Source organism: Mycobacterium palustre (assembly GCF_002101785.1).
Taxonomy (GTDB): Bacteria; Actinomycetota; Actinomycetes; order Mycobacteriales; family Mycobacteriaceae; genus Mycobacterium; species Mycobacterium palustre.
In genome coordinates this window covers 1-21,500 of the sequence record NZ_LQPJ01000004.1, presented here as the reverse complement: position 1 = coordinate 21,500, position 21,500 = coordinate 1, and the positions used below count along the sequence as shown (strand labels likewise).

Genomic DNA, 21,500 nt, shown 5'->3' with positions numbered 1-21,500 from the left:
TCGATCCTCGCGCGGGGCCGACCGCGCGGAGAAATTTGTGTTAAGTATCGCCTCCCGCGCCGCCACCGGCTCGGCCGAACAGCGCGCAAACTTCGGGCCGCGAGGCCACCGCGATACCGGTCTTTCGCTGAGCACGCCCGCGGGCGGCGCGGGCGGCCATTCGGTGCCACGTGGGCATCGTCACAGCAAACTCGCGGGATTGGCAGACATGGCTGGTGATTCGGTAGCATCGACGGTGGGGCGAGAAAAGTATCGACCGGAAACAGCACGTCGGCGGCGTCGCCGGTCGTTGGCTGCAGCGAATTTACGGCGCTGCCGGTCGGCGGCTAGACTTAACGAAGTTGGCATGTCAGGCGGGTATTGTCATATCGTTTTACGACTTGTCGAGACCGGTTCCAAGCCCCCGTTCAGCGCTGCACGGACGAATCCCTGATCGGACCAGCTCCGCTTGGGGACAGCCTATCGACAAGACCGAAGGGGCCTAAGGGGTCCGAAGCCCGCAACCCTCCGGGGTTGCGGCCCCGTCGGAGCCGCTCGTAATGGCAGCGAGAACGTTTTGGTGAAGGGTCAGGTGCATATGACGCCGAAGCGCGTCGGGTTATACAACCCCGCGTTCGAGCACGACGCGTGCGGGGTTGCCATGGTCGTCGATATGCACGGCCGGCGCAGCCGCGACATCGTCGACAAGGCGATCACCGCGCTGCTCAACCTCGAACACCGCGGCGCCCAGGGCGCCGAGCCGCGCAGCGGTGACGGCGCGGGCATCCTGATTCAGGTCCCGGACGCCTTCCTGCGCGAGGTCGTGGATTTCGAGCTCCCCCCGCCCGGCAGCTACGCCACGGGCATCGCGTTTTTGCCGCAGTCGTCCAAGGACGCCGCCGCCGCCTGCGCCGCGGTGGAGAAGATCGTCGAGGCCGAGGGCCTGCAGGTGCTGGGCTGGCGCGACGTGCCCACCGACGACTCGTCGCTGGGTGCGCTGTCGCGCGACGCGATGCCGACGTTCCGCCAGGTGTTCATCGCGGGTGCGTCCGACATGGCGCTGGAGCGCCGCGCGTACGTGGTGCGCAAGCGCGCCGAACACGAGCTCGGGACCAAGGGCCCCGGGCAGGACGGCCCGGGTCGCGAAACCGTTTATTTCCCAAGTCTTTCCGGTCAGACGTTCATCTACAAGGGCATGCTGACCACCCCGCAGCTCAAGGCGTTCTACCTTGACCTGCAAGACGATCGGCTGACCAGCGCGCTGGGCATCGTGCACTCGCGGTTCTCCACCAACACCTTCCCGTCCTGGCCGCTGGCACATCCGTTCCGGCGCATCGCCCACAACGGTGAGATCAACACCGTCACGGGCAACGAGAACTGGATGCGCGCCCGGGAGGCGTTGATCAAGACCGACGTCTTCGGCGACGACGTCGAGAAGCTGTTCCCGATCTGTACCCCCGGGGCGTCGGACACCGCCCGCTTCGACGAGGTGCTCGAACTGCTGCACCTGGGCGGCCGCAGCCTCGCCCACGCGGTTTTGATGATGATCCCGGAGGCCTGGGAGCGCCACGAGTCGATGGACCCGGCGCGGCGGGCGTTCTACCAGTACCACGCGTCGTTGATGGAGCCGTGGGACGGCCCGGCATCGATGACGTTCACCGACGGGACCATCGTGGGCGCCGTGCTGGACCGAAACGGTCTGCGCCCCTCGCGAATTTGGGTCACCGATGACGGCCTGGTGGTGATGGCCTCCGAGGCCGGGGTGCTGGACCTGGACCCGGCCAAGGTGGTCCGCAGGATGCGCCTGCAGCCGGGCCGGATGTTTTTGGTGGACACCGCGCAGGGCCGCATCGTCGACGACGAGGAGATCAAGGCCGAGCTGGCCGCCGAGCACCCCTACCAGGAGTGGCTCGACAAGGGCCTGGTTCCCCTTGACGACCTGCCGTCGGGCGAGTACGTCCGGATGCCGCACGAGCGACTCGTCAAGCGCCAGTTGATCTTTGGCTACACCTACGAGGAGCTCAACCTGTTGGTGGCGCCGATGGTCCGCTCCGGCGCCGAGCCGATCGGGTCGATGGGCACCGACACCCCGGTGGCGGTGTTGTCCCAGCGGCCCCGCATGCTCTACGACTACTTCCAGCAGCTGTTCGCCCAGGTGACCAACCCGCCGCTGGACGCCATCCGCGAGGAGGTGGTGACCAGCCTGCAGGGGACCACCGGCGGCGAGCGCGACCTGCTCAACCCGGACGAGAACTCCTGTCACCAGATCGTGTTGCAGCAGCCGATCCTGCGTAACTACGAGCTGGCCAAGCTGATCAACCTCAACCCCGACGACAAGATCGACGGGCGGCCACACGGCATGCGCTCCAAGGTGATTCGCTGCCTGTACCCCGTCGCCGACGGCGGCGCCGGGCTGGCCGCCGCAATCGAGGACGTGCGCGCGCAGGCGTCGGCGGCGATCGCCGACGGGGCCCGGGTCATCATCCTGTCCGACCGCGAATCCGACGAGCGGCTGGCCCCCATCCCGTCGCTGCTGGCGGTGGCGGCGGTGCACCACCACCTGGTGCGCGACCGCACGCGCACCCAGGTGGGCCTGGTGGTCGAGACCGGTGACGCCCGCGAGGTGCACCACATGGCGGCGCTGGTCGGCTTCGGCGCGGCGGCGATCAACCCCTATCTGGCGTTCGAGTCGATCGAGGACATGCTTGACCGCGGCTTCTTCGACGGCGGTGCAAACGGGATAGACCGCAACACGGCCTTGAACAACTACGTCAAGGCGGCCGGCAAGGGCGTGCTGAAAGTCATGTCCAAGATGGGCATTTCGACGGTCGCTTCCTACACCGGCGCCCAGCTGTTCCAGGCGGTCGGCATCTCCGAGGACGTGCTCGACGAATACTTCACCGGGCTGAGCTGCCCGACCGGCGGCATCACCCTGGACGACATCGCCGCCGACGTCGCCGCCCGCCACAAGCTGGCCTACCTCGACCGGCCGGACGAGCGCGCCCACCGCGAGCTGGAGGTGGGTGGCGAATACCAGTGGCGCCGTGAGGGCGAGTACCACCTGTTCAACCCCGAGACAGTGTTCAAGCTGCAGCACGCCACCCGCACCGGGCAGTACAAGATCTTCAAGGAATACACCCGCCTGGTCGACGACCAGAGCGAGCGGATGGCGTCGCTGCGCGGCCTGCTGAAGTTCCGCGGCGACGTGCGGCCCCCGGTGCCGCTCGACGAGGTGGAGCCGGCAAGCGAGATCGTCAAGCGCTTCTCCACCGGCGCGATGAGCTACGGCTCGATCTCGGCCGAGGCGCACGAGACGCTGGCCATCGCTATGAACCGCCTGGGCGGCCGGTCCAACAGCGGCGAGGGCGGCGAGGACGCCAAGCGTTTCGAGCGCGACCCCAACGGCGACTGGCGCCGCAGCGCGATCAAGCAGGTCGCCTCGGCCCGGTTCGGGGTCACCTCGCACTACCTGACCAACTGCTCGGACATTCAGATCAAGATGGCCCAGGGCGCCAAACCCGGTGAGGGCGGCCAGCTTCCGGGCCACAAGGTGTACCCGTGGGTGGCGGAGGTCCGCCACTCCACGCCCGGCGTCGGCCTGATTTCGCCGCCGCCGCACCACGACATCTACTCCATCGAGGACCTGGCGCAGCTGATCCACGACCTGAAGAACGCCAACCCGGCCGCGCGGGTGCACGTCAAGCTGGTCTCCGAGAACGGCGTCGGAACGGTCGCGGCGGGCGTTTCCAAGGCGCACGCCGACGTGGTGCTGATCTCGGGGCACGACGGCGGCACCGGGGCCACCCCGTTGACCTCGATGAAGCACGCCGGCGCCCCCTGGGAACTCGGCCTTGCCGAGACCCAGCAGACGTTGCTGCTCAACGGGTTACGTGACCGGATCGTGGTCCAGGTGGACGGTCAGCTCAAGACCGGCCGCGACGTGATGATCGCCGCGCTGCTGGGCGCCGAGGAATTCGGCTTCGCCACCGCGCCGCTGGTGGTCTCGGGCTGCATCATGATGCGGGTGTGCCACCTAGACACCTGCCCGGTCGGCGTCGCCACCCAGAACCCGGTGCTGCGCGCGCGGTTCACCGGCAAGCCCGAGTTCGTCGAGAACTTCTTCATGTTCATCGCCGAAGAAGTGCGGGAATACATGGCGCAGTTGGGCTTCCGCACCTTCAACGAGGCCGTCGGCCAGGTCGGCTCGCTGGACACCACGCTGGCCCGCGCGCACTGGAAGGCGCACAAGCTGGACCTGACGCCGGTGCTGCACGCGCCGGAGTCGGCCTTCATGAACCAGGACCTGTACTGCAGCTCGCGGCAGGATCACGGGCTGGACAAGGCACTCGATCAGCAGTTGATCGTGATGAGCCGCGAGGCGCTCGATTCGGGCAAGCCGGTCCGGTTCTCCACCACGATCAGCAACGTCAACCGCACCGTGGGCACCATGCTCGGCCACGAGCTGACGAAAGCCTATGGGGCCGAGGGCTTGCCGGACGGAACGATCGACATCACCTTCGACGGGTCCGCCGGCAACAGCTTCGGCGCCTTCGTGCCCAGGGGCATCACCCTGCGCGTCTACGGCGACGCCAACGACTACGTCGGCAAGGGCCTGTCTGGTGGCCGGATCGTGGTGCGGCCGTCGGACAACGCGCCGGCCGACTACGTCGCCGAGGACAACATCATCGGCGGCAACGTGATCCTGTTCGGCGCCACGAGCGGGGAGGTCTATTTGCGCGGCGTGGTCGCGGAGCGGTTCGCGGTGCGCAACTCCGGCGCCCACGCGGTGGTCGAGGGCGTCGGCGATCACGGCTGCGAATACATGACCGGAGGCAAGGTCGTCATCCTGGGCCGGACCGGTCGCAACTTCGCGGCGGGCATGTCGGGCGGCGTGGCCTACGTGTACGACCCGCGGGGCGAGTTGCCGTCAAACCTCAACGCCGAAATGGTCGAGCTGGAACCGCTGGACGAGGACGACGTGGAGTACCTGCAGGCCACCATCCAGGCGCACGTCGACGCCACCGACTCGGCTGTGGGGCAACGCATCCTGGACGACTGGTCCGGGCAGCTGCCGTGCTTCGTCAAGGTGATGCCGCGGGACTACAAGCGGGTGCTGCAGGCGATCGCCGAGGCGGAGCGGGACGGCGTGGACGTGGACCAGGCGATCATGGCGGCCGCGCATGGCTGACCCCACCGGCTTCCTGAAATACACGCATCGGGAATTGCCGCGGCGCCGGCCTGTGCCGCTGCGGCTGCGCGACTGGAACGAGGTCTACGAGGACTTCGACGACGAGACGCTGCGCCACCAGGCGGCCCGCTGCATGGACTGCGGCATTCCGTTCTGCCACAACGGATGTCCGCTGGGCAACCTGATCCCCGAATGGAACGACCTGGTGCGCCGCGGCCGCTGGCGCGACGCCATCGAGCGGCTGCACGCCACCAACAACTTTCCGGACTTCACCGGCCGGCTGTGCCCGGCGCCGTGCGAGCCGGCGTGCGTGTTGGGCATCAACCAGGATCCGGTGACGATCAAGCAGATCGAGCTGGAGATCATTGACCACGCCTTCGACGAGGGCTTCGTGGTGCCCCTGCCGCCGGACAAGCTGACCGGCAAGAAGGTCGCCGTGGTGGGTTCGGGGCCGGCCGGCCTGGCCGCCGCGCAGCAACTCACCCGCGCCGGTCACAGCGTGACCGTCTTCGAGCGCGACGACCGCATCGGCGGGCTGCTGCGCTACGGCATCCCGGAATTCAAGATGGAAAAGCGGGTTCTGGACCGCCGCCTGGAGCAGCTGCGCGCCGAGGGCACCGAGTTCCGGGTCGGGATCAACGTCGGCGTCGACATCACCGCCGACCAGCTGCGTGCGGAGTTCGACGCGGTGGTGCTGGCCGGCGGCGCCACCGCCTGGCGCGACCTGCCCGTGCCCGGCCGCGAGCTGGACGGCGTGCACCAGGCGATGGAGTTCTTGCCGTGGGCCAACCGGGTCCAGGAGGGCGACGACGTCCTCGGGCCCGACGGCGAGCCGCCGATCACCGCCAAGGGCAAGAAGGTCGTCATCATCGGCGGCGGCGACACCGGCGCGGACTGCCTGGGCACCGTGCACCGGCAGGGCGCCGTCGCGGTGCACCAGTTCGAGATCATGCCGCGGCCGCCGGACGAGCGCGCCGCGTCGACGCCGTGGCCCACCTACCCGCTGATGTACCGGGTGTCGTCGGCGCACGAAGAGGGCGGCGAGCGGGTGTTCTCGGTCAACACCGAGGAGTTCGTCGGCAAGGACGGCCACGTCACCGCCCTCAAGGCGCACGAGGTGACCATGCAGGACGGCAAGTTCGTCAAAGTCGAGGGCTCCGACTTCGAGCTCGAGGCCGATTTGGTGTTGCTGGCGATGGGATTCGTCGGCCCGGAGAAGGACGGCCTGCTGACCGACCTCGGCGTGAAGCTCACCGAGCGCGGCAACGTCGCGCGCGGCGCCGATTTCGACACCTCGGTTCCCGGCGTTTTCGTTGCCGGTGACATGGGTCGTGGCCAGTCATTGATCGTTTGGGCGATAGCTGAGGGCAGGGCCGCCGCGGCGGGCGTGGACCGCTACTTGATGGGCTCGACCGCGCTGCCGGCGCCGATCAAGCCGACGACCGTCCCCCTCCAGTAGTCACACCAGTCACACCAGAAACACGCGGAACCGATTCGGCGTTTCTGCCCATGTTTGCCAGCCCGCTGTTGTCTAATGGATTCATTGCGGGCTCGTCTCGGGGGAGTCCCATAGATCGGACCGATCGCAGGAGTGATCACTGTGCATGTCAACCCAGTACCTCGGTCGCGGATGGGGCGAATAGCCTGGTCCTGGTTTCGCCACCCGATGAAGAGCCGCGAGTTTCCCGCCAAGAACGAGCGCCTGATCACCGCCGAGGAGCTGGTGCTCTTCGGCGTGTAGTCGTCCCCGCCGGCGCAGCGCCGGCGCGCGACGGGTTTGCCGGACTTACAGCGTTGTCATCCCGACGCGGGGGTCAGCCCGCCGCGTCCCAGAGCCCCGAATCCCGGATCTTTTCCGCCATCGGCTCCAGCACCGCGGGGTCGTGCGGCGGGTTGATGTAGATGATGCCGAGGTTCAGGCCCGCGGCGGCCAGGCCGGCCGCCTCCTCGAGGACCTTCTCGTAGTTGCGGTCCTCGTTCAGGCGCAGGTGCGCCGACAGGGTGATCTCCCTCGGGTCGCGCCCGATCTTCTCGCACTCGGCGGCCAGGACGTCACGCTTGCGGGCGAACAAGTCCGGCGGTCCACCGACGAAATTCCAGTGCTGGGCGTAGCGGGCGGTGATCGGCAGCGTGCGCTTCTCCCCGTTGCCGCCGATGCAGATCGGCGGGTGCGGGCGCTGCACACCCTTGGGCTCGTTGCGCGCGCCCTTGAGCTGGTAGTACTTGCCGGCGAAGTCCGTGGTCTCCTGGCTGAGCAGGCTGGTCAGCACCTCGCAGGCCTCCTCGAACCGGTCGAAGCGCTCCCTGATGGTGCCCAGCTCGATGCCGTACGCGCCCGACTCCTCCTCGTTCCACCCGGCGCCGATGCCCAGCTCCAGGCGTCCGTTGGAGATGATGTCGAGCGCGGCGGCCATGTTGGCCAGCACGGCGGGGTGGCGGTAATGGATGCCGGTGACCAGGGTGCCCAGCCGCAGCCGCTCGGTGGCCTGCGCCAGCGCGGTCAGCGTCGTCCAGCCCTCCAGGCAGGGGCCGGCGCTGTCGGAGAAGATCGGATAGAAGTGGTCGAACGTCCACCCGGACTCGTAGACCTCGATGCCGTCGGCGGCCCGCCAGACGGCCAGCATGTCGGCCCAGGTGGTGTTTTGGGGTGAGGTTTTGAACGCGAATCGCATGCCACCGACGTTAGTCGGTCTTTATGAAGGGCAACTAAACTGAGCCGGTCGGTGAGCCCTCGTCGCCGGCCGGCCGGATGACCGGGCCGGGCACACTGGAGTCATGGATCCGGTATCGGCCCTGCGCGAGATCGCCTACTACAAGGACCGCAGCCGCCACGACCCCCGGCGGGTGATGGCCTACCGCAACGCCGCCGACATCATCGAGGGGCTCGACGACGCCACGCGGGAGCGGCACGGCCAGGCCAACAGCTGGCAGACGATCCCGGGCATCGGGCCCAAGACCGCCAAGGTGATCGACCAGGCCTGGTCTGGCCGCGAACCCGACATGCTCGTCGAATTGCGCGCCGCCGCAGCATATCTCGGTGGCGGTGACATCCGATCGGCGCTGCGCGGCGATCTACACCTGCACTCGAACTGGTCGGACGGGTCGGCGCCGATCGACGAGATGATGGCGACCGCCTCCGCGCTGGGCCACGAATACTGCGCGCTGACCGACCATTCGCCGCGCCTGACGATCGCCAAGGGGCTGTCTCCGGAGCGGTTGCGCAAGCAACTCGACGTCATCGAGGGGTTGCGCGAGCAGTTCGCGCCGATGCGCATCCTGACCGGCATCGAGGTGGACATCCTCGAGGACGGCGGCCTGGACCAGGAGCCCGAGCTGCTCGAGCGTCTCGACGTCGTGGTGGCCAGCGTGCATTCGAAGCTGTCGATGGATTCCGCGGGAATGACGCGGCGCATGGTCCGCGCCGTGTCCAACCCGCACACCGACGTGCTGGGCCACTGCACCGGGCGGCTGGTCTCCGGCGGCCGCGGCATCCGGCCCGAATCGCAGTTCGACGCCGAGGCGGTGTTCACCGCCTGCCGCGACCATGGGACGGCGGTGGAGATCAACTCCCGCCCGGAGCGCCGCGACCCGCCGATGCGCCTGCTCAAGCTCGCGCTGGAGATCGGCTGCGTGTTCAGCATCGACACCGACGCGCACGCGCCCGGGCAGCTGGACTTTTTGGGCTACGGCGCCCAGCGCGCGCTGGACGCCGGCGTGCCCGCGGACCGGATCGTCAACACGTGGCCGGCCGATACGTTGCTGGAGTGGGCCGGGTCGGCCTAGTGAGGGCCGGCATCGCCTGGGCCTCAGCCGCGAACGCCATGACGGCCTGAATCCACACCTCTTCGGCCCCGGCCGGCGCCAACGCGGTCAACGACGGCAACGCCGCCGCGCCGGAACCGAGGGCGCGATCGACATCGATTCCCTCCGCAGAGCGCTCCTCTCAGCCGCGCCGGCTCGAGCACGATTCTGAAGGCCGGTTGGGTGCCTCCGGTGCACTCTCGTGCCGAGAGCGCCGGGAAACTCAGTCCGGCAGGTGCGGCATCTCGAGGCCCGCGTCGCGGCCGACCAGCACCGCGGGCGTCAGCGCCGACTTGCCGTAGCGGTGGCGCACCCGGTCGATCGCGGCGTCAAGGTCGTCGGCGGCGAGCTCGCTTCGGGCCGCGCCCAACGGCAGCATCAGCTGCTGCGCGCCGCCGCGGTCGATGCCCGAGACCGCGAAGCCGATCAGCGTCAGCCCCCGCTCCGCGATCAGCGGCTGCGCCGACGCGACCAGCCCCCGGGCCGCGGCCAGGATGGGCCGGGTCGCCGAGGTGGCCCACGGCAGCGTGTGGGAGCGGGTCGCCCGGCCGAAGTCGTCGAACCGCAGCCGCAGCACCACGGTGCGTCCGGTGCGCCCGGCGGTGCGCATCCGCGACGTGATCCGGTCGATCAGGGTGACCACCACCGCGTCGACCTCGGCGGCCGACATGCGGTTGCCGGCGCGGCCCAGCGCGCGCTGCGCGCCGACCGATCGGCGGCGCACGCCGGTGGTCACCCGGCGGCGGTCGACGTTGCGCGACAGCGCATACAGTTGGCGGCCCATCGCGCCGCCCACCAGCGCGGCCAGCGTGGACTCGCCGAGGTCGGCGACGTCGGCGACGGTCGCGATGCCGTGGGCGCGCAGCTTTTCGGCGGTCACCGCGCCCACGCCCCACAGCCGCCGCACCGGCAGCGGGCGCAGGAAGGCCAGCTCCCGGTCGGGCGGCACCAGCAGCAGCCCGTCGGGCTTGGCTTCCTGGCTGGCGACCTTGGCGAGAAACTTGGTCCGGGCCACCCCGACGGTGATCGGCAGGCCGACGCGCTCGCGGACGTCGGCGCGCAGCCGCTCGGCGATCCGCACCGGCGTGCCGGAGACCCGGCCGAGCCCGCCGACGTCCAAAAACGCCTCGTCGACGGAAAGCGGCTCGACGAGCGGCGTGCAGTCGCGGAACACCTCGAACACCGCGTCGCTGGCGCGCGTGTAGGCGCTCATCCGGGGCGGGACCACGACGGCGTGGGGGCACAGCCGCAGGGCCTGCGCCCCGCCCATGGCCGTGCGCACGCCGTACGCCTTGGCCTCGTAACTGGCCGCCAGCACCACGCCGCCCCCGACGATCACCGGCCGGCCGCGCAGCGTCGGATCGTCGCGCTGCTCGACGGACGCGTAGAAGGAGTCGAGGTCGGCGTGCAGAATGGAGGCGTCGCACCGCACGAACATATGTTCGCACCGGGCCCCGACGATATCGAGAGGCGGCTTAGCCGGCCTCGCCGTAGATGCTGCTGACCCAGATGTGGGTGAGGGTGTCGACGACCCGGTCCTGGTCGACCGCCGGGGTCTCGGCGGACAAAGCGGCCATCATGGTGCGCTCGTTCATCTGGTTCAGCGAGGTCGCCAGGTCGGCGGCCGGGATGGTCTCGGGCGCGGCGCCGCGGGCCCGTTCCGCGGTGATCATGGCCGCCGTCTGGTCGATCCATTTCTGCATGTAGCCCGACCACACCGCCCGCAGCTCCGAACTGGAGGCCAGCGCCTCCGTCGCGGCCCGCGCCAGGGCGCGGTTCGAGGCGAAGGCCGTGTAGAACGCCTTGATGCCGTTGCGCCAAACCCGGCGCGGGTCGGCGGGCAGCCGCTGGATGGCGCCGTCGAACTCGGAGTCGGCGCGCGCGATCACCGGCTCCAGCAGCGAGAGGACCACCGCCTCCTTGGACTTGAAATAGAAGTAGAACGTCGGCCGCGACAGGCCGGCGCCCTTGGCCAGGTCGTCGACCGAGATGGCGGCGAAGCCGCGCTCCTCGAGGAGGCGCTCGGCGGTCGCCAGGATCGCCTGCTCGCGGTCGTCGCCCGACGGGCGGATGGCGCGACGGCCGCGCAGGGCGCGGGTCTGGCCGGCGGTGGTCACGGCCGCCACTTTACACGTGGTCGAGAATTTCGACAGGCCGTTGACTGACTCGACACCGCGTTGATAACGTGGCCCGCATGACTGAGCATCTCGACGTCCTCATCGTGGGCGCCGGCATCTCCGGCGTGAGCGCGGCCTGGCACCTGCAAAACCGCTGCCCGACCAAGAGCTACACAATCCTCGAACGCCGCGCCGACCTGGGCGGCACCTGGGACCTGTTCAAGTACCCGGGCATCCGTTCCGACTCGGACATGTTCACCCTCGGGTTCCGGTTCAAGCCGTGGCACTCGGCCAAGTCGATCGCCGACGGCGAATCGATCAAAAACTACATCCGGGAAACCGCGGTCGAGAACGGGATCGACCGGCACATCCGCTACCGCCACCGCGTGCTGGCCGCCGACTGGTCCGACGCCGACAACCGCTGGACCGTGACGGTGGAGCACGACGGCCAGCGGAGCGAGATCACCTGCTCGTTCCTGTTCGCCTGCACCGGTTACTACAACTACGACGAGGGCTATTCGCCCACCTTCGCGGGAGCGAAAGACTTCGAGGGCACGATCGTGCACCCGCAGCACTGGCCGGAGGACCTGGACTACGCCGGCAAGAAGATCATCGTCATCGGGTCCGGCGCCACCGCGATCACCCTGATCCCGGCGCTGGTGAACTCCGGTTCCGGGCATGTGACGATGCTGCAGCGCTCGCCGACCTACATCGGCTCGCTGCCCTCGGTCGACCCGTTCGCCGTTCGGGCCAACCGGCTGTTGCCGGACCGCCTAGCCCACATCGCGAATCGCTGGAAAGCGATCGCGTTCAGCACTTTCCAGTACCAGCTGTCGCGGAAGCGGCCCGCCTACATGCGCAAGACGCTGATGACGATGGCCCAGCGGCGCCTGCCCAAGGGCTACGACGTCGAGAAGCACTTCGGGCCGCGCTACAACGTGTGGGACCAGCGGCTGTGCCTGGCGCCCGACGGCGATTTCTTCAGGGCCATCCGGCACGGCAAGGCCGACGTCGTCACCGACACCATCGACCGGTTCACCAAGACCGGGATCCGGCTCACCTCCGGTGAGGAGTTGCAGGCCGACATCATCGTCACCGCAACGGGTTTGAACATGCAGTTGCTCGGTGGCGTGCAGCCGACCAGGAACGGTCAGCCCTTCGACCTGACCACGCTGATGACCTACAAGGGCTGCATGTTCTCCGACGTTCCGAACTTCGCGATCACCTTCGGTTACACGAACGCGTCCTGGACGCTGAAGGCCGACCTGGTGTCCGAGTTCGTCTGCCGGCTGCTGAACTACATGGACGCCAAGGGTTTCGACACCGTGGAGCCGCAGCACCCCGGCAACGACGTCGACGTGCTGCCGTTCATGGACTTCAACCCCGGGTATTTCCAGCGTGCGATGCACCTGCTGCCCAAGTCGGGATCGCGGGCGCCGTGGCGGCTCAAACAGAACTACTTCTTCGACATGCGGACGATCCGGCACGGCAAGATCGACGACGAGGGCCTGCGGTTTGCGAAGAAACCTGCGCCGGTTGCTGTTTGACCGTCAGACGACAACGATGCCGTCGTCGTCGCTGTAGGCGATTTCCCCGGGCACGAACGTCACCCCGCCCAGGGTGACCTCGACGTCGCGTTCCCCGTCCCCGGTCTTGCTGCTTTTGCGGGGGTTGGTGCCCAGCGCCTTGATGCCGATGTCGATGCCGCGCAGCGCGGCGGCGTCGCGCACCGCGCCGTTGACCACCAGCCCCGCCCAGCCGTTGGACCGCGCCAGTTCGGCGATGACGTCGCCGACCAGCGCGGTGTGCAGCGAGCCGGCGCCGTCGATCACCAGCACACCGCCGTTCCCCGGGCTGGAAAGCACCGACTTCAGCAGCGCGTTGTCCTCGAAGCAGCGCACCGTGCTGATCGGCCCGGCGAATTCGGAGCGGCCGCCGAACTGGCGGAACTGCAGGTCGCAGCTGCGGACGTCGGGCCCGATGTCGTCGACGAGGTCGGCGGTGGGCTTGAAGGAGACGGACACGTCAGCGGCGCCGCAGCTGACGGATCAGCAGGACGGCCAGCAGGCTGACCGCCAGCGCGACCGCCCACGGCGTGGGGAACACGCTTTCTTCGCGCGCCGGCACGGCCGGTGAGACCGGGTTCGGGGCGGCCTCCACGGTCGACTTGGCTTGGGCCGCGGCGTCTTTGGCGGCGGCCGCGAGCTGGCCGTTGGTTTCGATTCGTTGCTGCGCGTCCCGGGCCGGTTCGGGGCCGGCGGCCGGTGCCTTTTTGGCGGGAGCCTTTTTCGCCGGTGCCTTCTTGGCGGGAGTTTTCCTCGCGACGGCCTTTTTGGCGGGCGCTTTCTTCGCAGGGGCTTTCTTGGCGGCCTTGGCGGGCGGCTTCTTCTCCGGCGGGGTCGCTGCGCCCTCGGGTTCGCCGTTGGGTTGGTCCTGCGGGTCTGCCATGCGGCCGCTCCTTTGCAGCTTTCTGAAGTGATTGCGGGCACCGGGTTGCTCGGTCCCATCATGCCAGGGGGGCTTGCGGCGCCTTGGCCAGCAGGGTCGTCAGCGCCGGCGGCGCGCCGCCCACGCCCCGGCGGCCGCGACGAGCGCCAGCGTCGCCACCGCGAACGGCCACACCGGCGGGTGGCCGCCCGGCCGGGCGCCGGTGGCGGCGGGCCCCGGCGTGCCGGTGCCGGGCACCGTGAGGCGAAACGACCAGGACCCCGACACCACGTGCCCGTCCGCCGACGTCACCCGGTAGTTGACCGTGTAGGTGCCGGCCGGCCCGAGGGGCCGCAGGCCTACACCGACGACCGCGCCCTGCACGGTCGGGTCCCCCGTCGACCACACGTTCCCGTCGGGACCGACCACCGTCATGGCGGCGAACGTGGTCTGCAATCGCTCGTTGAAGGTCGCGCTGACCCGCTGGGGCCCGGTCGCGACGGTGGCGTTGTCGGCGGGCTCGGCCGACACCCGCGCGGCGTGGGCCGACGCCACCGGGGCGGTCAGGGCGGCGGTCAGCATCACGGCGGCCAGCAGCAGCCCCGCGCAGCCGGCGAGGGCCTCTCGTCTCATGACCGTCGGCGGACCAGCGCGAGCGCGAGGCCGGCGGCGGCCACCGCCAGGGCCACCCCGGCCAGGGCGCGGGCGGTCGTGTCGGGCGATTCCGACCGCGGGGGAGCGCCGTGCACGTGCGACGCCGGCGATCTTCCGCCGAGCGTCAGCATGGGCGCCGGGTGCTCGGGCTCGCCGCCGCCCGGCTGCGGCGGCTGGTCCCAGTTGACGACGGTGCCGTCGGAATAGGTCTGCGCCGCGGGGAAGCTGACGGTCTCGGCGTCGGGCAACTGGACCGCGATGCGGAACAGCGCGAATTGGTCCACGCCGATGCCGGCGTTGGGCGCGGCCGTCCAGGTCACCGAGCGGACGGAGCCCGACGCCGCGTCGCGGTCCAGCCTGGCCGTCCATCCCGGCATGGCCTCGGTGCTGGCCGAGGCCACGTTGGGCAGCGTGACGGTCAGCGCGGTGGTCGCCGCGCCCTTGTCCGACTCGTTGGGCACCTGGAAGGTGACGGTCGCCCTAGCGCCGCGGACTGGGTTGTCCGCGCTGGCATGGACGTGCGCCCACGCGGCGGGGCAAGCCGCGGCCGAGCCGACGTAGAGCGCGGCGGCCGCGACGACCGGCGTTAGGACGCGAACAATCCGCTGGTGCTGCGATGACACGGGATCTCCCGGCGGCGCGGTCAGGCCAGCCCGAGGCGGGCCATCAGGTCCGCCTCGATGCCGTCGAGCTGCGACGAGATCGCTGCGTGGGCCGCCCGGCGCCGCGCCGCCGGCATGTTCTCGGCGGCGGTGACGGCCGCGGAAAGGTCGGTGAGCCGCTCGGTGATGGCGGCGACGAACTGCCGGGTCTCGGCGTCCTTGGGCTTCTTCTCCTGCACCAGGCGCAACGACTTCTCCGACCCGGCGATGCGGGCCGACAGCTCGGCGCCATGCCCGGAGAACTGGCCGATCTGGGCCAGCGGGATCCCGAGCCGATCGGCGCGGCGCTGGTCGATGATCGAGCGGCCGGCCATGGCTGCCCGATAGACCAACGGCGTCAGGATCGGGGCCAGCAGCCGGGCCACCGTCAGCACCCGGCGGATCCGGGTCGGCGACAGCAGCCGGCCTTCCCGGGCGGCCTTGAGCTCGGCCTCGGCGACCTTCAGCGCGGTGCGGTCGCTGTCCCGCTGCGACTTGATCTGCGCCCGCAGCGCCTTTTCCGCGGCGCGCCGTTCGGCCTTGAGCCGGCGGGTCTCGTTCTTGGCGGCCAGCTTGGCCTCGAGTTTGGCGCGGGCCTTGATCGCGCGGGCTTCGGCGCGACGCGTCGCGCGGCTCTTTCGCTTGCCAAACAGGGCCATTCCCGGCCGCCTCCCGGTGATCTCGCTGGCTAACGGTGTCTATCGCTCGTGCACGATTCGAAAGCCAACCCTAATCGGAAGGGGCCGGGCCCAGCTTTCCAGGTCGAGATGTGCTACGGGCTATGCGGTGGCGCGCTCGGCGCGCCGCAGCTCGTCGACGCGCTCCGCGATCTCCTGCCGGGCCTCCGCAGACAACTCGGCCGCGCCCAGCGCGATGCGGCGCACGCCGTCGTCGCGCATCGTGGCCAGCCAGGACAACTCCTTGTCGAGCTTCTCGTAGTACTCGTCATCGGTGAAGTAGGCCGGCTTGATGCGGAAGAAGTTGGCCAGGGCGGCCATGGTCGCCGCTGACGGGTTGGTGCGGTTGCCCGAACGTAGCTGGGACAGGTAGGGAGCCGACATCGTGATGCCCTCCGCCTTGAGCGCTGCGATCACCTCCGCCGAGGTGTGCGGCCCGCGTCCGGGTGGATACACCGTCTCGAACAAGCGATTCAGGCGGGCGGCGAACGTCGTGCTCATCGATAAGACCTCCACTGGGCTGTAGAAGTGAACTATTACCTAAGTGTATTTGCTGATCATGGTAGCGAGGGATTGGGCCCGCAACCAGGTGCAAACCCCTGGGCGGTCGACACCTCCATTGCTGACGCTTGCCAAACCCCCACTTGACGAGCGTCTAACCAATTCGCTGAGGTGTCCACTAACTCGGCGAACTTCACAGGTTATCCGCAGAATTCGGCGTCGGCGCGATGGTGGCGGGCCGCCGCGCCGGCGCCCGGTCCGGCGGTGCGAGCGAGGATGCCGGGCAGTCGCACCGCAATCGGCAGGCGACGCGGAGCTCGCGGCGACATCATTTGCTGTCAAGTAGGGAACACGCGTACAAAACGGGCCGAGGGTGCACATAATCGCCCGCGGCGATACCTCCGGGGCGGATGCGGGGCACGGCGGTGCGAGGGGAAGGTGGCGCGACGGCGCCTTAGTTGACGTCCGGTGGCCTCCCGGCGATCGCGGCTTCTTTCCTGCGCCGTCGAGCGGTTTGCGCGGCCGCCGCGGCCGCGGCGATCAACGCCACCGCCGCGGTCACGGTGATGGCGACCGAGCGCAGCCCCAGCGCGCTGTCGAACAACATCCACAGGCCGAAGATCAAAAACAGCAGGCTTGCCAGGACGTGCAACAGCCTGGCGGGCAGGCGCTGGTGCAAAAGCGTCCCCGCGCCGATCGCCAAGCCGTCGGCCAACACCATGCCGAGGGTCGAGCCGATCCACACGCCGGTCCAGTCGTGGTTGCTCGCAAGGGTGACCGTGGCCAGCGACGTCTTGTCGCTCATCTCGGCCAGGACGAACGACGACACCACCGTGAGCAACGCGAAGCGGGGTTCGCGGACGGTCGCGACGGCCTGGCCGTCGCCGGCGCCTTCGCGCCACGCCCACACCGCGAAGAGCAGGAAGGCGACCGCCGACGCGAAAGCGATCGGCCGGGCCGGCAGCGTGGCGCCCAGGAAGTGGCCGATCGACACCGAGACGCCGTGCACCAGGCACGCCGCGATCGCCACACCCGCCAGCACCACCCACCATCGGTAGCGCAGCGCAAAGGTCATGGTGATGAGCTGGGAGCGGTCGCCGAGTTCGGCGAGGAAGACCACACCGAGCGTGACCAAAGTGGCGGCGAGCATGGGAGGCGACCTTTCGACACGTCGTCGGCGCCGGAAGGGCCACCGAACATCGGTCGAAGGTCTCGCCCACCGGTCCGCCGGGACCGGTTCGTCGGCCGGGCTGTGCGCCAGTATGTCGACACGACGATTCGGGGCTACTCCCCTTCGCTGACGGTGTTCAGGCTAGCGGGCCGATTTGGCGAACGCCAGGGAGGCGGGGAAGTTCGGAGACCCGTAATTTGTGATTCGGGGGCCGATTCAGCGCATCCGAATTCCGTTACGCCGCAAGCAGCATCGCCAAGATGGCCGTGTCGGGATGGCTGATCGGATCGACGCCGACGCGGCTCACCATCGACGTGATGGTTCCGTCGGCCTCGGCTTCCACCCAGGCCGCGCGATGTTCCAATCCCAGGTACGGCAACCCCGGCAGCAGCACGCACCCCGACGCGGCCCCGCTGCATTCCGGCAGCGACGGCGTCGTCTCCGACGGCGGGTGCAGCATCAGCAGCGCCGGCGGCTGATGCTCGGCGAAATGCCCGGGCTGGATGGCGGTTTCACCGAAGACGGTGCCCTCGGCCAACACCAGGCCGACGGTGCCCGGCTCGGGTTCGTCGGGCAACTCCTCGCGAGCCCCGAACACCGTTGTGGTGGAAAGCAATCCGGGCAGCGACGCGACCCTGACGGCCACCATCAGCAGCTGGGCCCATTCCTTGGTCGAATCGGGCCAACGCCCGGAGATCACGAACCCTTTCAGCGCGCCACGGGCGTGGAACGGCGAAACCCCTATAGGACGGTCTGAACCGGTCTCCATCTCGGCCTCCCGCGTGACTTCTCCGTCCGAATAACCACACTGGTAGCTCGAATAACCCAGCATGCCTGCGGCTTCGGCGCGGTGCAACTCGACACGGCAGGTAATACCCGCTCATCGAAAACCTCGAACGTGCCGGGGAAAGGCAAGGGCGCCACGCGATCCGCGCGGCGCCCCGGCCTCCACCACACTGGCCTCAGCCGAAAATCAGGCCCTGGGTCTTGGAGGTCGCGGCCGCGTACCGCGCCTGCACGTCGGCCCAGTTGACCACGTTCCAGAACGCCTTGACGTAGTCGGCCTTGACGTTCTTGTACTGCAGGTAGAAGGCGTGCTCCCACATGTCGACCTGCAGCAGCGGAATGATCCCGAGCGGGACGTTGGCCTGCTGGTCGTAGAGCTGGAAGGTCAGCAGCTTGCTGCCCAGGGTGTCGTAGCCGAGCACCGCCCAGCCCGATCCCTGCAAGCCGTTGGCGGCCGCGCTGAACTGAGCGCGGAACTTGTCGAACGACCCGAACGCGTCGTCGATGGCGGCGGCGAGGTCGCCGGTCGGCTTGTCGCCGCCGTCCGGCGAAAGGTTCTTCCACCAGATCGAGTGGTTGACGTGGCCACCGAGATGGAACGCGAGGTTCTTCTCGTTCAACAGGATCGCCGAGTGGTCGTCGTTGGCACGCGCCTCTTCGAGTTTGGCCAGGGCGTCGTTGACACCCTTGACGTAGGCGGCGTGGTGCTTGCTGTGGTGGATTTCGTTGATCTGACCGGAGATGTGCGGTTCCAGCGCTGCGTAGTCCCAGTCCAAGTCGGGCAGGGTGTATTCAGCCACGGCATTCCTTTCTTCGATTGTGATCGTGCTTGACGCGCAGTCGCGCGGGGTCGGCCACGCGGCGGCCTGGGCCCCGAGCTTCACCAGTCAACCCTGCTCCATGACCGCGCGTGCCGCAAGGACGACCGCAACGGGGCGGGGCCCGGGTTACCCGCTCGGGCGCGATTTAAGACAAGACGATGACGGCCAGAACCGCGAGCAACGCCAGCGCGATCAGAGCGGCACGCAGGGCGGCGATGCTGTAACTATGGTTCCACGCAGGCGAGCCAGAGTATGAGTTCGACGGGGCCGGGGAACCGGGACCGAACGAATGCGTCGCCATTAAGCGCCTTTCGCCTGCACGTTCACCTCGAGTGAGGTGAGTCACAACCATTTTTCGTGACGGTGATCATAACCGCTAGCAGTGGGGTTGAAAAACGCCCTGCGTAACGGCGGTGCGCCTGTGTTGCTCGACGGCGGGCGCGGCGCGCGGAGACAGCCGCCGCCGGGCCGGTCCCGCCGGGCGCCGCCGTGGCGATGCTTAGCAAGACAATGCATTTCGCTCGGGTCGCGCCTGGGCCTGTTTATGGCACAGCTGTACCAGCCGGGTGTTATCCACAGTGGCGAAGCCGGGCACGCGGCGGGGGCTGTGCCGATGCCGCGAACACCCATGCACCAATTGTGGATAAACCTGTGGAAACTGTGGATAGGGTGGGCGGCTTTCGGTGTTGCCGATCGGCGCGGTGGGTGCCGAGCAACCGCGCGCCTGCGCGGCCGGGCCGCATCCGCGGCCGGCGTGGGCGGCGGCGTTAGTCTGGTCCGGTGATCCAGGTGTGCTCCCAGTGCGGCACGCGGTGGAACGTGCGCGAGCGGCGGCGCGAGTGGTGCCCCCGCTGCCGGGGCGCGCTCATGGCGCCCCTGCCGGACGCGCCGCCGGCCGACCCGCGGTGGGGCGCGCAGGCCGGGCCGACGGCCCCCGTTCCCGCGGCGACCGCCTGGCAGCGCACCCCGCGCCTGCCGGCGGGCTTCCGCTGGATCGCGGTGCGCCCGGGCTCCGCGCCGCCGCCGCGGCACGGGCGGCGGCCCCTGGGCCCCACCCCGCGCTACACGGTGATCCCGCGCTGGGGGTTGGCCGACCGCGTCGACCAGGCGCCGGCGACGGTCGAAAAGCCAACGCGGACAGCACCATCGGCGCCCGTCGTGCGAACCGGGCTGTTCTTGAGCGTGCTGGTGCTCAGCATCACCGCCCTGGTCTACGTCGTGCGGTATGTGCTGCTTGTGGTCAACCGGAACACCCTGCTGAATTCGATCGTCGCGTTCGCCGCGGACTGGCTGGGCGTGCTGGCCAGCCTGGGCGCGATCGCGGCGGTGATCGTCTCCGGTGTGCTGCTGATCCGCTGGCTGATCGCGCGGCGGGCCGCCGTGTTCGCCCATCACGGCCTGCCCGAGCCGCGCTCCGTTCGGGCGCTGTGGGCGGGCTGCGCCGTTCCGCTCGCCAATCTGCTGTGGGCGCCGGTGTTCGTCATCGAGCTGGCCATCGTCGAGGAGCACTACGCCCGGCTGCGCAGGCCGATCGTCGAGTGGTGGGTGGCGTGGGTGCTCAGCTACCTGGTGTCGGCCTTCGCGATCGCGACCAGCTTTGCCCCCGACGCCCAGGGCATCGCCAACAACACGGTGCTGATGGTGTTCGCCTACCTGCTCGCGGCCGTCACGCTGGCCGCCGCGGGCCGGGTATTCGAGGGGTTCGAGCGCAAACCCGTCGAGCGGCCCGCGCACCGATGGGTCGTCGTCCCCACGGAGGGCCCGCCGCGGCCCGCCGCGCCGGCATCGGGTGGCCCGGTTGAGTTGGAGGGGCAGGAACCGGCAGCATAGGGGTATGACCTGGGCCGACGAGGTGCTCGCCGGGCATCCGTATGTCGTCGCTCACCGGGGCGCCTCGGCCGCTCGGCCCGAACACACCCTGGCCGCTTACGATCTCGCGCTCCAGCAGGGCGCCGACGGCGTGGAATGCGATGTGCGGTTGACCCGCGACGGCCACCTGGTGTGCGTGCATGACCGCCGCCTGGACCGGACGTCGACGGGAGCCGGTCTGGTCAGCACTATGACCCTGGCGCAACTCCGCAAGCTCGAGTACGGCGCGTGGCACGACAGCTGGCGGGAGGACGGGGCGCACGGTGACACCAGCCTGCTGACGCTCGACGCCCTCGTGTCGCTCGTTTTGGACTGGCGCCGGCCGGTGAAGATCTTCATCGAGACCAAGCACCCGGTCCGCTACGGCTCGCTGGTGGAAAGCAAACTCCTCGCGGCGCTGCACCGCTTCGGCATCGCCGCGCCGCCCTCGGCCGACCGGTCGCGCGCGGTGGTGATGTCGTTTTCGGCGGCCGCCGTCTGGAGGATTCGCCGCGCCGCGCCGATGCTGCCGACCGTGCTGCTCGGCAGGACCGCTCGCTACCTGACCAGCACCGCGGCCACGGCGGTCGGCGCGACCGCGGTGGGACCGTCATTGCCGACGTTGAAGGACTACCCGCAGCTCGTGGACCGCGCCGTGGCCCAGGGGCGGGCGGTGTACTGCTGGAACGTCGACGAGTACGAGGACATCGACTTCTGCCGCGACGTCGGGGTGGCCTGGCTCGCCACCCACCACCCGGGCCGCACCAAGGCGTGGCTGCAGCACCGAAGCACCGGCAACGGCGCCCACTAGGTGTACCCGGCCATAACGTTGGTTACAGGCGGCTGATGGGTGGTAGGCCGCTGAGTGCGCTGTGGCGGCGTTGAGTGT

19 protein-coding genes are annotated in these 21,500 nt (G+C 69.3%); 6 read left to right on the top strand and 13 right to left on the bottom strand.

All coding sequences use genetic code 11. The features are described 5' to 3' along the window. The first annotated feature begins 577 nt into the window (after window positions 1–577). Both gltB and AWC19_RS00285 read left to right on the top strand, forming a co-directional pair. Window positions 578–5,167 (top strand): glutamate synthase large subunit, encoded by a 4,590-nt coding sequence (gene gltB / locus AWC19_RS00290; RefSeq protein ID WP_085076124.1) that lies wholly within the window; start codon window positions 578–580, stop codon window positions 5,165–5,167. Then, window positions 5,160–6,626, top strand: a complete 1,467-nt coding sequence (locus tag AWC19_RS00285; protein ID WP_085076123.1) for a glutamate synthase subunit beta — start codon at window positions 5,160–5,162, stop codon at window positions 6,624–6,626. Before gltB ends, AWC19_RS00285 begins: the two co-directional genes overlap by 8 nt. Before the next feature lie 355 nt (window positions 6,627–6,981). Here AWC19_RS00285 and AWC19_RS00280 read toward each other — a convergent pair whose 3' ends face one another. Beyond that, a complete protein-coding gene (locus tag AWC19_RS00280) occupies window positions 6,982–7,839 on the bottom strand; it encodes an LLM class F420-dependent oxidoreductase (protein ID WP_085076122.1) in 858 nt (285 codons plus the stop codon). A 103-nt stretch (window positions 7,840–7,942) separates the two neighbouring features. On the opposite strand from AWC19_RS00280, the gene AWC19_RS00275 reads away from it, so the two are divergent. Continuing rightward, a complete protein-coding gene (locus tag AWC19_RS00275) occupies window positions 7,943–8,950 on the top strand; it encodes a PHP domain-containing protein (RefSeq protein ID WP_085076121.1) in 1,008 nt (335 codons plus the stop codon). Here AWC19_RS00275 and AWC19_RS28710 read toward each other — a convergent pair. From AWC19_RS28710 to AWC19_RS00265, 3 genes are all read right to left on the bottom strand, one after another. After that, window positions 8,901–9,089: a PE domain-containing protein gene (locus AWC19_RS28710; protein ID WP_142280894.1), complete on the bottom strand. Its 189-nt coding sequence runs from the start codon at window positions 9,087–9,089 to the stop codon at window positions 8,901–8,903. The genes AWC19_RS00275 and AWC19_RS28710 overlap by 50 nt on opposite strands. A 102-nt stretch (window positions 9,090–9,191) precedes the next feature. Continuing rightward, complete coding sequence (dinB, locus tag AWC19_RS00270) at window positions 9,192–10,406, bottom strand: DNA polymerase IV (protein WP_085076120.1); 1,215 nt, start codon at window positions 10,404–10,406, stop codon at window positions 9,192–9,194. Between the two features lie 37 nt (window positions 10,407–10,443). Then, window positions 10,444–11,085: a TetR/AcrR family transcriptional regulator gene (locus AWC19_RS00265; protein WP_085076128.1), complete on the bottom strand. Its 642-nt coding sequence runs from the start codon at window positions 11,083–11,085 to the stop codon at window positions 10,444–10,446. A 77-nt stretch (window positions 11,086–11,162) separates the two neighbouring features. On the opposite strand from AWC19_RS00265, the gene AWC19_RS00260 reads away from it, so the two are divergent. Next, entirely contained in the window at window positions 11,163–12,632 is a 1,470-nt protein-coding gene (locus tag AWC19_RS00260; RefSeq protein WP_085076125.1) for a flavin-containing monooxygenase, read from the top strand. A gap of 3 nt (window positions 12,633–12,635) precedes the next feature. On the opposite strand, the gene rraA is transcribed toward AWC19_RS00260, so the two are convergent. The 9 genes from rraA to AWC19_RS00215 all read right to left on the bottom strand — a co-directional run bounded on the left by rraA (window position 12,636) and on the right by AWC19_RS00215 (window position 18,742). Then, window positions 12,636–13,109, bottom strand: a complete 474-nt coding sequence (gene rraA / locus AWC19_RS00255) for a ribonuclease E activity regulator RraA (RefSeq protein ID WP_085076119.1) — start codon at window positions 13,107–13,109, stop codon at window positions 12,636–12,638. A 1-nt stretch (window position 13,110) separates the two neighbouring features. Continuing rightward, window positions 13,111–13,533: an Rv3852 family protein gene (locus AWC19_RS00250; protein ID WP_085076118.1), complete on the bottom strand. Its 423-nt coding sequence runs from the start codon at window positions 13,531–13,533 to the stop codon at window positions 13,111–13,113. A 99-nt stretch (window positions 13,534–13,632) separates the two neighbouring features. Next, window positions 13,633–14,145 (bottom strand): copper resistance CopC family protein, encoded by a 513-nt coding sequence (locus AWC19_RS00245; RefSeq protein WP_085076117.1) that lies wholly within the window; start codon window positions 14,143–14,145, stop codon window positions 13,633–13,635. After that, a complete protein-coding gene (locus AWC19_RS00240) occupies window positions 14,142–14,789 on the bottom strand; it encodes a YcnI family protein (RefSeq protein WP_085076116.1) in 648 nt (215 codons plus the stop codon). The genes AWC19_RS00245 and AWC19_RS00240 overlap by 4 nt, the downstream gene beginning before the upstream one ends. Window positions 14,790–14,809: 20 nt before the next feature. Then, window positions 14,810–15,466, bottom strand: coding sequence for a DUF6474 family protein (locus tag AWC19_RS00235; RefSeq protein ID WP_085076115.1), 657 nt, complete (start codon window positions 15,464–15,466; stop codon window positions 14,810–14,812). Window positions 15,467–15,586: 120 nt separating this feature from the next. Then, a complete protein-coding gene (locus AWC19_RS00230) occupies window positions 15,587–15,985 on the bottom strand; it encodes a transcriptional regulator (protein WP_085076114.1) in 399 nt (132 codons plus the stop codon). A 454-nt stretch (window positions 15,986–16,439) separates the two neighbouring features. After that, window positions 16,440–17,135: a TMEM165/GDT1 family protein gene (locus AWC19_RS00225; RefSeq protein ID WP_085076113.1), complete on the bottom strand. Its 696-nt coding sequence runs from the start codon at window positions 17,133–17,135 to the stop codon at window positions 16,440–16,442. 256 nt (window positions 17,136–17,391) lie between these two features. Beyond that, entirely contained in the window at window positions 17,392–17,925 is a 534-nt protein-coding gene (locus AWC19_RS00220; RefSeq protein WP_085076127.1) for a peptidase, read from the bottom strand. Between the two features lie 193 nt (window positions 17,926–18,118). After that, window positions 18,119–18,742, bottom strand: a complete 624-nt coding sequence (locus tag AWC19_RS00215; RefSeq protein WP_085076126.1) for a superoxide dismutase — start codon at window positions 18,740–18,742, stop codon at window positions 18,119–18,121. A gap of 801 nt (window positions 18,743–19,543) precedes the next feature. On the opposite strand from AWC19_RS00215, the gene AWC19_RS00210 reads away from it, so the two are divergent. After that, complete coding sequence (locus AWC19_RS00210) at window positions 19,544–20,593, top strand: DUF4328 domain-containing protein (protein WP_085076112.1); 1,050 nt, start codon at window positions 19,544–19,546, stop codon at window positions 20,591–20,593. A gap of 4 nt (window positions 20,594–20,597) precedes the next feature. After that, window positions 20,598–21,422, top strand: a complete 825-nt coding sequence (locus tag AWC19_RS00205; protein ID WP_085076111.1) for a glycerophosphodiester phosphodiesterase — start codon at window positions 20,598–20,600, stop codon at window positions 21,420–21,422. Window positions 21,423–21,500 lie beyond the last annotated feature (78 nt).

Bases quoted from the DNA above. Each gene is read 5' to 3' on its own strand.
- gltB (WP_085076124.1), top strand. From the start codon at position 578: ATGACGCCGAAGCGCGTCGGGTTATACAACCCCGCGTTCGAGCACGAC.
- AWC19_RS00285 (WP_085076123.1), top strand. From the start codon at position 5,160: ATGGCTGACCCCACCGGCTTCCTGAAATACACGCATCGGGAATTGCCG.
- AWC19_RS00280 (WP_085076122.1), bottom strand. From the start codon at position 7,839: ATGCGATTCGCGTTCAAAACCTCACCCCAAAACACCACCTGGGCCGAC.
- AWC19_RS00275 (WP_085076121.1), top strand. From the start codon at position 7,943: ATGGATCCGGTATCGGCCCTGCGCGAGATCGCCTACTACAAGGACCGC.
- dinB (WP_085076120.1), bottom strand. From the start codon at position 10,406: ATGTTCGTGCGGTGCGACGCCTCCATTCTGCACGCCGACCTCGACTCC.
- AWC19_RS00260 (WP_085076125.1), top strand. From the start codon at position 11,163: ATGACTGAGCATCTCGACGTCCTCATCGTGGGCGCCGGCATCTCCGGC.
- AWC19_RS00250 (WP_085076118.1), bottom strand. From the start codon at position 13,533: ATGGCAGACCCGCAGGACCAACCCAACGGCGAACCCGAGGGCGCAGCG.
- AWC19_RS00245 (WP_085076117.1), bottom strand. From the start codon at position 14,145: ATGAGACGAGAGGCCCTCGCCGGCTGCGCGGGGCTGCTGCTGGCCGCC.
- AWC19_RS00235 (WP_085076115.1), bottom strand. From the start codon at position 15,466: ATGGCCCTGTTTGGCAAGCGAAAGAGCCGCGCGACGCGTCGCGCCGAA.
- AWC19_RS00230 (WP_085076114.1), bottom strand. From the start codon at position 15,985: ATGAGCACGACGTTCGCCGCCCGCCTGAATCGCTTGTTCGAGACGGTG.
- AWC19_RS00225 (WP_085076113.1), bottom strand. From the start codon at position 17,135: ATGCTCGCCGCCACTTTGGTCACGCTCGGTGTGGTCTTCCTCGCCGAA.
- AWC19_RS00220 (WP_085076127.1), bottom strand. From the start codon at position 17,925: ATGGAGACCGGTTCAGACCGTCCTATAGGGGTTTCGCCGTTCCACGCC.
- AWC19_RS00205 (WP_085076111.1), top strand. From the start codon at position 20,598: ATGACCTGGGCCGACGAGGTGCTCGCCGGGCATCCGTATGTCGTCGCT.